The organism is Actinomyces sp. HMSC065F12 (assembly GCF_001814535.1).
Classification (GTDB): Bacteria; Actinomycetota; Actinomycetes; order Actinomycetales; family Actinomycetaceae; genus Pauljensenia; species Pauljensenia radingae_A.
This window is the reverse complement of sequence record NZ_KV817042.1, coordinates 113,608-125,032: the sequence shown is the minus strand read 5'-3', so window position 1 is coordinate 125,032 and position 11,425 is coordinate 113,608. Positions and strand designations below refer to the sequence as shown.

At 60.2% G+C, this 11,425-nt stretch carries 5 protein-coding genes and 1 pseudogene; 2 read left to right on the top strand and 4 right to left on the bottom strand.

Going from position 1 to position 11,425, the window contains the following annotated elements:
- Positions 1 to 367: pseudogene (locus HMPREF2975_RS12670) on the bottom strand (hypothetical protein); the annotation flags it as partial.
- A gap of 802 nt (positions 368 to 1,169) precedes the next feature.
- Positions 1,170 to 3,881 (bottom strand): pyruvate, phosphate dikinase, encoded by a 2,712-nt coding sequence (ppdK, locus tag HMPREF2975_RS11610; protein ID WP_058237785.1) that lies wholly within the window; start codon positions 3,879 to 3,881, stop codon positions 1,170 to 1,172.
- 306 nt (positions 3,882 to 4,187) lie between these two features.
- On the opposite strand from ppdK, the gene HMPREF2975_RS11605 reads away from it, so the two are divergent.
- Positions 4,188 to 4,451 carry a PspC domain-containing protein gene (locus HMPREF2975_RS11605; RefSeq protein ID WP_070728282.1) on the top strand — a complete coding sequence of 88 codons (264 nt, stop codon included), beginning with the start codon at positions 4,188 to 4,190 and terminating at the stop codon, positions 4,449 to 4,451.
- Between the two features lie 5 nt (positions 4,452 to 4,456).
- Here the strand turns inward: HMPREF2975_RS11605 and HMPREF2975_RS11600 are convergent, their stop codons facing one another.
- Both HMPREF2975_RS11600 and HMPREF2975_RS11595 read right to left on the bottom strand, forming a co-directional pair.
- The gene (locus HMPREF2975_RS11600; RefSeq protein WP_141757430.1) at positions 4,457 to 5,890 is read right to left on the bottom strand and encodes an FHA domain-containing protein; all 1,434 of its coding nucleotides are present in this window, start codon (positions 5,888 to 5,890) and stop codon (positions 4,457 to 4,459) included.
- Between the two features lie 2 nt (positions 5,891 to 5,892).
- Positions 5,893 to 7,236 carry a hypothetical protein gene (locus tag HMPREF2975_RS11595; protein ID WP_070728187.1) on the bottom strand — a complete coding sequence of 448 codons (1,344 nt, stop codon included), beginning with the start codon at positions 7,234 to 7,236 and terminating at the stop codon, positions 5,893 to 5,895.
- Between the two features lie 108 nt (positions 7,237 to 7,344).
- On the opposite strand from HMPREF2975_RS11595, the gene eccCa reads away from it, so the two are divergent.
- Complete coding sequence (eccCa, locus tag HMPREF2975_RS11590; RefSeq protein WP_070728184.1) at positions 7,345 to 11,388, top strand: type VII secretion protein EccCa; 4,044 nt, start codon at positions 7,345 to 7,347, stop codon at positions 11,386 to 11,388.
- Positions 11,389 to 11,425 lie beyond the last annotated feature (37 nt).

Genomic DNA, 11,425 nt, shown 5'->3' with positions numbered 1-11,425 from the left:
GCAGCGAGAATTCCATCTCCACTGTCGACACGCGTGCACCGGAGATACGCGCCATGACCTGCTTTTCAAAGCCAAGCGTCTCATAGCGCTGGTAGTACGCCACATTGACGGTGTCTTTACCGCCTTTTGCGTCGCCTCCCTGGTATTTCTCCACTGCGTCGTCCAGAATCGAGCCCATCTCTTTGGCCACGGAGCTCCATGAGTCGTGTGCCGGTTGTTCTGCTGAGATGAGTGTGGATGCTGGGGCTGGTTGCGCATGAGCGGGCAGTGCCAGCATTGCCATAAGGATTGCCATTAACGCTACGACGCATGCCACACCGACTAGGCGCTGTGGCTCAATGCGATGCTCGAGTCGAGCTGTGCTCACGATGTGAGCCTCCCTTATTTCGTAAGTTAAGCTTCCGACCGCTGGCGACAAGACCAATCGACGTGCCTGACTTTTCTTCTTTGCTGCTCAACGCAGTATAACTTAGGTGCCACTAACTTTACTAGCATCGTGCTCAGTCTCATTGGTTCCGTTTTGGCAACAGAACAGCCATTTTTGCGACACTTCAGGATTTTTTGTCTTTTCGTCACACCGGCATGACTTCGCTCACCATTGAGCAGTCGAGGCACATCGACGAGGGCGCCCGCTGGCCCCGCCCCCGGTCATGTCACTCCAGGACAAGGAGCGCACCACGCCTTGGATTCAGCCTTCACACGTGCACAACTCACTAAATCTTCTGCGCCCACATACACGACTTGCTTAATCCTCTGCATACACATGCACAACTCACTAAAAAGTCTCCAATTTTTGCACAATCCCCTTGATCAACAGTGGATAGGGACGCCCTCGACAATCCAAATACCCCGTGACCTGCGTGTTTGAAAATCGGCCGAAATGGCGGGGCGTTAAATTTAGTGAGTCGTGCAGGACAAAGGGCCAATTTTAGTAAGTCGTGCAGGCCAAAGGGCCAAATTTAGTGAGTCGTGCATCTGGGGCGGTTAGTTTTAGTAAGTCGTGCACCCCGGCGGCCCGCCACACCACCGGCCCGCCACACCGCCACGCGAAAACGCGAAGGGCTGTACCCGGCAGTGATACCAGGTACAGCCCTTGCAGCTGATGCACCGACAGACAGCTCACCGACGCGGCCGGCGTGACGGCGCTGCCTGAACAGGTGCGGCGCGGATCAGTTCTCTTCGGAGGCCACCGCGGCGCGGCCTGCTTCCAGACGCGCAACGGGGACGCGGAACGGGGAGCACGACACGTAGTTCAAGCCCACTTTCGAGAAGAAGTGGATGGAGGCCGGGTCGCCGCCATGCTCGCCACACACGCCGAGCTTGATTTCCGGCTTGGTGGAACGGGCACGCTCAACGCCTTCACGCACCAGGGCACCCACACCGTGCTGGTCGATTGTCTCGAACGGAGAGACGCCGAAGATGCCGGCATCGATGTACTCGGGGAAGAACACACCTTCCACGTCATCGCGCGAGAAGCCCCAGGCGGTCTGGGTCAGGTCGTTCGTGCCGAATGAGAAGAAGTCGGCTGCGTGTGCCAGATCCTCAGCGGTCATGGCTGCGCGAGGCAGCTCAATCATGGCGCCGATTGTCACACCCGACAGGTCAACGTTCTTGTCCTTGGACACCGCTGCGATAATCTCTTCAGCCGATTCGCGGATCAGCTGAAGTTCACGCTCGGATGCGACCAGCGGAACCATGACCTCCGGATGCGGGTGCAGCCCGCGTGCAACAAGTTCGGCGGCAGCTTCGCACAGTGCGCGGATCTGCAATTCGAACAGGCCTGGCAGGTAAATGCCCAGGCGGACGCCACGCAGACCCAGCATCGGGTTGTCCTCATGCATACGGCGCACGGTGGCCAGCATCTTCTCATCAGCTGGATCAACCGTCTCGCCCTTGGCCTTGGCCACGGCAAACTTGATTTCCATGCTGGTCAAATCCGGCAGGAACTCATGCAGCGGCGGGTCAATCAGACGCACCGTCATCGACTTGTCATCCATAACCTCGAGCATCTCGAGGAAGTCCTGCTTCTGCAGTTTCTCCAGCTCATCGAACGCATCCTGACGATCCTTCGATCCGGCTTCAGACAGGATGGCGCGCTCAACCAGCGGGCGACGATCACCCAGAAACATATGCTCGGTGCGGCACAGGCCGATACCTTCCGCTCCGAACTCGAGCGCGCGACGTGAGTCTTCAGGAGTATCCGCATTGGCGCGCACATGCAGGCGACGTACCTCGTCAGCGTGCACCAGAATTCGGTCAACAGCTGCAATCAGCTCACGCATATCCGCATCATCGCCAGCAACCTCCAGGCCCGCCTCCAGTCCGTGCGACAGATAGGTCGTCACAGGTGAATCCGAAACCGGAACGTCACCAAGGAAAATCTCACCGGTGGATCCGTCGATGCCGATCGTGTCTTCAGAGGTGAGAACATGACCATCCACCTTGACGGTTCCGGCGGCGGCATCAATATCCAGCGCGTCAGCGCCCACCACAGCGGTCTTGCCCATGCCACGTGCCACAACAGCTGCGTGAGAGGTCTTGCCACCACGGGCGGTCAGGACACCCTCGGCAGCAACCATACCGGGAAGGTCATCAGGGTTCGTCTCACGACGAACCAGCACACACTTCACTCCATCGCGGGCCGCAGCTTCAGCCTGAGCGTTGTCAAAGACAATCTTTCCGACTGCCGCACCGGGAGATGCAGGCATGCCGCGGGCGATCAGTTCCTTCTGTGCGCTCGCATCAAACTGCGGGAACATCAACTGAGTGAGCTGGTCACCGGTAACGCGGCCGAGGGCTTCGTCGCGGGTAATCATCTTCTCGTCAACCAGCTGGGTGGCAACACGGAAGGCGGCGGCGGCAGTGCGCTTGCCAACGCGGGTCTGCAGCATCCACAGCTTGCCGCGCTCGATGGTGAACTCAATGTCACACAGGTCGCGGTAGTGAGTTTCAAGCTTGCGCATGATGGCACGCAGTTCCTGGTACGACTTGGGATCGCGCTCTTCCAGAGCTGACAGCTGCAGAGTGTTACGAATGCCGGCCACGACGTCTTCGCCCTGAGCGTTCGGCAGGTAGTCGCCGTACACGCCTGAGTGTCCGGTGGAAGGGTCGCGGGTGAAGCACACGCCCGTACCGGAGGTGTCACCCATGTTGCCGAACACCATGGTGCAGATGTTGACGGCGGTGCCCAGATCATCCGGAATGCGTTCGCGACGACGGTAGATGCGTGCACGCTCCGTGTTCCATGAACGGAAAACAGCCTCGGTGGCCATGTCCATCTGAGTGCGAGGGTCCTGTGGGAAGTCTTCGCCGGTGGCGTCACGCACGATCTTCTTGAATGTGTCAACCAGCGTGCGCATGTCCTCTGCGGTCAGGTCAACGTCGGCCTCAACGCCGCGTTCCTTCTTCAGTGAATCCAACGCGTCGGAGAACAGATCACCATCGATGTCCAGCACCGTCTTGCCGAACATCTGGATCAGGCGGCGGTAGGAGTCCCATGCGAAACGCTCTGATCCGGAAACTTTCGTCAGACCTTCGACTGATTCATCGTTCAAGCCAATGTTCAGTACTGTTTCCATCATGCCGGGCATGGAGAATTTCGCGCCTGACCGGACCGAGACGAGCAGCGGGTCATCGCCTGCTCCGAGTTGGCGGCCCATGGTGTCTTCAACGCTGCGCAGTGCTGCGGTCACCTCGGTTTCGAGGGTGTCTGGCACGCTTCCATCTTTCAGGTAAGCCCGACAGGCTTCGGTGGAAATCGTGAATCCAGGCGGAACAGGCAAACCCAGTCGCGTCATCTCAGCGAGGTTTGCGCCCTTACCCCCGAGCAAATCCTTCATGGACTTGTTGCCCTCGGAGAAATCGTAAACATACTTGACCATCGAGGTCCTCATCTCTCGTTTCTCTCGTGACGCACCCGTCCTCGGGCGCCTTCGTGCCAACTCTACCAAAACTGGGACCTTGGTCACCGCGCGCAGGCCTTGAAAGCGCTGAAAGCTTCCACAATTCGCCAGAAGAATAATTCCGTCCGCTCACCGCCTCGCCCACCGGCTCCTCATTGGCGAGGGTGACCGCGCATCTGCGAAGGGGCTGCCAGGGCGAAAGTGGACGAATGCTCGGGTGCCTCAGGGAGATCTCAGGGCTTTCCCCGATAGCGCTCAATGCCTGTTATCAGGTGGAATGGTTCCATGAATGAACAGGTCACAGCGGGTTACTCTCGCAGGGTTTTCAGCCGAGACACTCAGCATCGTTTTCTCGGAGGTGTATGCGCTGGTATCGCCCGATACCTTGGTTGGGATCTGATCCTTGTGCGCCTGCTGTTTATCGCAACGCTGCCGCTTCCGGGGTCAGGCATCATGCTCTACTTCATATTGTGGTTCGTCATGCCTGCCGATGATGAGGGCGTCGCTTACCCGAGTGACATTCCTGTCACTGCCGATGCTCCCCACTAGAGCCATCACTGGTGACTGTGGGGCGAGTTGATGGTGATCGACCGTTCTCCAGCACGAAGTGTTGCGCCAATTGGGACAGCCTGACGATTTCCTCGCTCCAGTTCAAACACTGAACCGTCAGGTAACGTGACCGACGTGCCGTTCGCAGAAAAAGCATCCTCCACCCACACTCCGCCGGGAGCAGGACCCAAGCGCAGATGAGTGCGAGACAGTGAGCGCGTTGAGTCCTCGACAGTGACAGCACGTTCACTCGGTGACATCGTGACAGGTGCGCGTCCAATGACTGTCGTACCAATCACCGCTTCTTTCTCCCCTGAATCGAATCCCAGCCATATTTCAGCGTTCTTCTGATCATGCTGCGTGTTAGGCTTCGGCGTGCCGGCTCGATCCGGCTGCTCCTCCGGTGCAGGTGCAGAAGTGTCGTCACTATTCTCTGGCTTCTCGACTCCGGCGGCAGACTGGCTAGCCAGCGGAACTGCAACCGAATTTGAAGCAATCGGCTCCGGATGAGCCACGTCAGGAGCAGGTTGCGCTGGCGCTGCTGGTGGAACGATAACGGAGAAGCCATCGGGCTGGGCTGGCTGGGCCGGTGTCACCTCAGGCTGTGCCAGTGGGTCGGGTGCTTCCTGGGGATGAGCCTGGCGCGGAGCCAACGACGGTTCGGGCTGTGACGGAACGGCAAAGGATCCCGCACCTGTCGGTTTCAGCCCGGGAGATGACAGGCTCGGCATCCACATGCCAAACGAGCGCTGGCTCTGCTGTGAGCCAGCCTGCTCCTGTGGTTGCGGCTGAGGTGCCGGTGGCATCGACGGTCCGGGGACTCGCGCGTCACCCTCGTCCATCGGGTGCGACGAGGGCGAGGCTGGCCCAGTCCAACCGGTGTTCTCCGATGTCAGTGTGTGAGTAGTCTGCCGGCCATAGGCGTCGGGGGCCGTTGTCGGGCGCCTGAGCGGTGAGCGCAAATCAAGTGTCGCCGTACCCGCGAGCGAATCAACCCAATCGCGGCCATCTTTGCCCAGCCACACCACGATCACAGGCCCGATAACCGTGACGTGCAGTAAACCGATGATGGCGCTGCGAATTCCCTGACGTTTAAGTCCCGGTGCGTGATCCGTACCCGCTGCGACCGCGACGGTACGTGTGGCCAGTGCTCCCAAGGTGCGTCCGGTACGGGCGCGCACAAGCGTCAGAACCAAGAACAGTTCCAGCACGATAGTGCCGACGAAGATAAGAGACGGTCGGATGAACCAGGCAAGCGCTGCACATGCCCAGATTGCCAGCAGGTCGATCATGTACGAGCCGACCCGCAGGTTTCGCGACGCCGGGTTACCACTGGAGGTGGGGGCGCTTCTTTGCGAGGAGGGACGTGATTGCGTTCCGCGCGGTATCTGCGCGCGCATCGGACTTTGAGCTGGTGCAGTGGAAGGAATAGACGTCATAGTTACGATGCCACCTGTCGAATCACGTCAAATAAACCGGTAGAGAATACGGCGCACGGCAAGATGAAAACCAGTGAAATTGACTGGGCGATGTCTCCGACCCGGCCGAGGAACGCGGCGCCCTCGTCACGGCGTGAGACCAGCATGGCCGCGCACACCACTGCGATGCCGCTGATTGCCAGCATCCCGCCAACGCCAAGAGGTCCTGCCACCTGTTGCCCCGTCGGGGACATGATGAGCGCGCCCGCCAGAGCCGTTGCGCATACGCGCGGGCCGATGCGAAATGCCTTCGAACGCGTATTGCGGGGCGTAAGTGAGAGGGCAAGAATTGCGCACACAACCGTCGCAGTGCCGACGCGTCCGTGCCACGAGGTCAGGTCAACTCGACTCGCCACCATCGGAATCGTGACACAAACCGCCACACAACAGATGATGACCAGCGTATCCAGAATCCCGGATGCCTCCCGCACGGTGCGCTCCACACGCGCATGCGTGATCCGCGAGGGTGATGCCACTTTCGCTTGACGCACCGCAGGCGCTGACGTGGTGACCAGTGGGAGGTCGAGGAGCTGCGTTTCAGGAATCCGCACCGCTGTCTGAGGCACAATCGCCAGGGCCAACACCAGCAACGCCAAGCCGATCGGCATGATCGTGGACCACGGAATCTGGAACGCCGTGGTCATGGACAGCACAGCAGCTAACACACCGAAAGCAACAGCGCTGGCCGCCGCCGAAGGCAGGCGAGTCGTCAGCCAATACAGAAGCGATACTCCAAACGCAACCCAGCACAGCATCGGGGGCGCAAGAACGATGGAAACGGGGGCCTGCGGAGGAAGCAACGCCAGGGATGCCACGCCGATGAAGAAACTCAGCGCCAGGCAGGCTGCGGTTCCCGCGTGCAGACGCCCTCGGAAAATCAGGGGAAGAGTCAGGAGGATCGACACGATGCCGGCACCAATGCGCACGCCCTGTGGAATCATGGCCGACCGTGCCACCAGGGGGACGATAATGCAGGCCGCTTCAAGCCCAACGACGGCAATCATGATGCCCACGATGCCCAGCAGTCTGTTGAACCAGGGGGCCTCGGCGTATTCACGGGCCCTGACTTGCGCCCGGTCGGACGCTAGTCCACTGGCGACCGACAGAATGGTGCCGGACGGAAGATCTCGTCCCAGCGCTTGAGAAGGGGACACCAACCTGCCGCTCGGCAGCGTGATGCGGACGTCGCCCGTCGACGTATCCACATTCATCATCGCAAGCAAGCCTGACACCGTCGTGCCGACAGGGACGGCGACATCTGACCGGGTACCAGCCTGCTCGATAGTGGCCTGCGCAACCGATGTCATAGGCTGTCCTGTCCTTCGAGCTGGTGAACCTCTCGTTCTATCCCCACAATCAAGATAATATGAGATGCGCATGTATTTCATGTCAAGACCACCATTTGAGGTGAAAATATGGCAGAAGAGGACGCATCCCCAGACCGGGTCAGCTCGCCGGAGCTGCCTACGGGTACGATCCCGATCGAGGGGCCTCCGGATCAGGTTGAACCGCCTGGTATGGGAAATGTCCTGATGACGGTTGTCCCGATGTTCGGATCGATGGGTGTCATGATCTTTATGGTCATGAGTGCGAACAACAACCCGCGCATGCTCATGATGGGCGGCGCCATGGTTTTCGCGATGCTGTCCATGGTCGGTTTCAATATCTACCGCCAGATCGGCGGGCATCGCCAAAAAGTGGTGACAACACGCCGGGAATACCTCGCCTACCTGTCAGAAATGCGCCAAACCGTCCGCACTGCTGAGCGCAAACAGCGCGCCTATATCCGCTGGCACTTACCCGACCCGCTGGCTTTAACGTTGATTGCGCAGGACCGCGCCCGCCTGTGGGAACGAGCCCCAGGGGATGCTGACGCGCTCAACATGCGGATTGGCTCATCGACACAAGCACTCTCAATGGATCTTGACGTGCCTGAGCTTCCTCCGATGGCCAACCCCGATATCGTCTGTCATAGTGCGCTCAACCGGTTCGTGGAGACGTTTTCCAACATTGATCATGTGCCTTTCGGCGTCATGATCGGAGAATTCTCCCATATTGAGGTTGCAGGGCGGCACGATGTGGCCCGCGCGCAGGCACGTGCCATGCTGTGTCACCTGCTGACATTCATCGGTCCAGGCGCCCTGAAAGTCGCCGTCTTGTGCTCCGAGGAGGCACGCCCGCAGTGGGAGTGGGTCAAGTGGGCCCCGCATGCGCGTTCATCAGAGGAGCGGGACGCCCTCGGCCCTGCACGAATGATCACCAGCGACTACGCCGAACTGGAAAACCTGCTGGGTGAGGAGTTCACCACGCGCGGCACGTTCCGGCCGCGTGACGAAAACGTACAGTGGCCGCACCTCGTGCTGATCGTCGACGATGCGAACATGCCGTCGCAAACGCGCCTCGGTTCACTTGAAGGATGTCTGGGTGTCACCGTTATCAAGGTTCTCGAAAAGTGGGGACCGCTCGTCTCACGCAGCACGATGCGCCTGCTGATTCACCCGTACGAGCACAAGGATCCTGCCGATCGGCGAGTCATGGAAGTCGTGCTGATGGATCAGCGCCCCATCGTTGCCCGACCCGATGAGATGAGCATCGAGCAGGCTGAAGCACTGAGCCGACGCACCGCATTTTGGAGCGAAGGCGAGAAACGTTCCGCCGACAAACCTGCCGGCCGCTCAGACCCCGCCCGTTCGGAAGACCTGATGACGCTGCTGCACCTGCCGGATGTGCGCGACTTCGATCCAGATAAGGAATGGAAGTACCGCACCGGGCGCGACTTGCTGCGTGTTCCGTTCGGTGTGACGCCCGAGGGGATCCCCGTCCTGCTGGATATCAAGGAATCAGCTCAGCAAGGTATGGGCCCGCACGGCCTGCTGATCGGTGCGACTGGTTCAGGTAAGTCCGAGGTGCTCAGGACCCTGGTGCTGGCAATGGCGCTGACCCACTCCCCTGAGCAGCTCAACTTCGTGTTGGTTGACTTCAAGGGTGGCGCGACGTTCTGGGGAATGGGCAAGCTGCCGCACGTGTCGGCCGTCATTTCCAACCTGGAGTCGGAACTGTTCCTGGTTGACCGTATGCAGGAGGCCCTGCGCGGCGAAATGGTGCGACGCCAGGAGCTGCTGCGAAAGGCCGGCAACTACGCCAACGTCACGGATTACGAGGCAGATCGGCGCGCCGGTAAACACGAGTATCCGCCGATGCCGGCACTGTTCATCATCCTCGACGAGTTTTCCGAACTGTTGTCGGCCAAACCTGACTTCATTGATCTGTTCGTACAAATCGGTCGTCTGGGGCGATCCATGTCGATCCACTTGCTGCTGGCCTCTCAGCGCCTGGAAGAAGGCCGTCTGCGCGGGCTGGATTCGCACCTGTCCTATCGCATGGGCTTGCGTACATTCTCCGGCCAGGAGTCACGTTCCGTGCTGGGGGTGACGGATGCGTATGAGCTGCCATCGATTCCAGGCGTCGGATATCTGAAGACCGGTACTGATCAGATGGTGCGTTTCCGCGCCTCGTATGTTGCCGCTCCCCCGCCGGCACGTTCCCACGCTCCACGCTCAGGCGAGCAGGCCGGCTCCCCCGAGTCGGCGCTCACGATTCTCCCGTTCACCTCCACTCCTCAGCTTTCGCTTGACGAGGATAACTCTGACCAGGATTCTGATCGCGAGCAGGGAGAAGCTCGCAACGAATATGTCGCCCCTGAGGACCGTCAGTGGGCGGATATGACACAGATGGATATTGCGGTTGCCAAGATGGTGGGTCACGGACCTGAAGCCCACCAGGTGTGGCTGCCGCCCCTGGATATCCCGGATACGTTGGACGCCCTCATGCCGGATCTGGATGCAGATCCGCGCCTGGGATTGGTTTCACAATCGTGGCGTGCGAAAGGCCGTCTGCGTGTCCCGATGGGCACCACAGACGTTCCGCTGGAACAGCGCCGTGAGACACTGGAATATGACCTGTCCGGCGCGGGTGGTCACATGGCCATTGTGGGTGGTCCACTGTCAGGTAAGTCCACCGCGCTGCGCACACTGGTCATGGCACTGTCGTTGACGCACACACCGCAGGAAGTCCAGTTCTACATCATTGACCTGGGCGGCGGCACTTTCTCAGCCTTTGCGGACGCACCCCACATCGCTGGCGTGGCGACGCGTGATACCCCCGACATCCTCAACCGTATGCTTGCCGAGATCGAGTCCATCATCGTCGACCGTGAACGCTATTTCCGCGCGAATCGAATCGACTCCATCTCCACGTACCGGCAGGGACGCGCTGAGGGGCGTTTCGACGACGGATACGGCGATGTGTTCCTGGTCGTTGACGGGTGGGCGATCCTGCGCAGCGACTTCGAGGATCTCGATATGCGAATCCAGGCCATGTTGCCGCGGGCGCTGTCGTTCGGCGTCCACCTGATAGTCGCGACATCACGCTGGATGGATATGCGTCAGCAGGTACGTGACGTCATGGGATCAAAGCTGGAGCTGCGGCTGGGCGACGTCACCGATTCTGAAGTCAACCGCAAGGTTGCGGCTACGGTGCCGGAGGGTCGTCCAGGGCGCGGCTTGGAAATGGGCGGCCACCACGTCCTCGTCGCGTTGCCGAGGGCGGACGGTGACCACGACGTATCGTCCATGTCAGCCGGCATTACCGCAACGCTTGAAAGTATCGCAAAGGCCGCTCCGGCGCCGGGTCCGAAACTGCGCCTGTTGCCCGAACGCATCACGGTGGAGGAAGTCCAGCAACTGGAGGGAGCGCAGGACCGCGAGGGATTGCTGCTCGGCGTGGAAGAATCCCGACTGGGCCCATGGGTCTTCGATCCTGCCCACGAATCGCACCTGTACCTGTACGGCGATTCCAAGTCCGGCAAGACCACATTCCTGCGCACTGTCGCTCGTGAAATCATGCGCACGAGTACACCGAAACAGGCCCAGATCTTCCTGGTTGACTACCGCCGCACCCTGCTCGGGGAGGTTCCCGAGGAGTACCTTGCGGGTTACATGACCACGCGTGATGATGCGACAGCGACGATCAATGATCTGGCTGAGTATCTGCGCACCCGACTGCCCAGTGACTCTGTGACAACTGAGCAGCTCCGTAATCGCTCCTGGTGGCAGGGCGCCGAGGCGTGGCTGCTGGTCGATGACTACGATCTGGTTGCCACACAGTCAGGTAACCCGCTGATCGCCCTCCAGCCGTTACTTGCTCAGGCTGTGGATGTGGGTCTTCACGTCATCGTGAGCAGACGAATGGGCGGTGCTTCGCGCGCTGCCTTCGAACCTGTCCTTCAGGCACTGTCTGAACTCGGTACCACTGGTTTGATGCTGTCCGGCAGCCCTGATGAGGGCGCGGTCATTGGCCGCATCAAGCCGAAGCGCCTGGTAGCCGGTCGTGCCCAGATCGTGTCACGCGACGCGGGACTCGTGATGGGTCAATTGGCGTGGACGGATCCGATCGCGTGACCTGGGTCTGCTGCGCCGACCCGATTGCAGTGCCGGC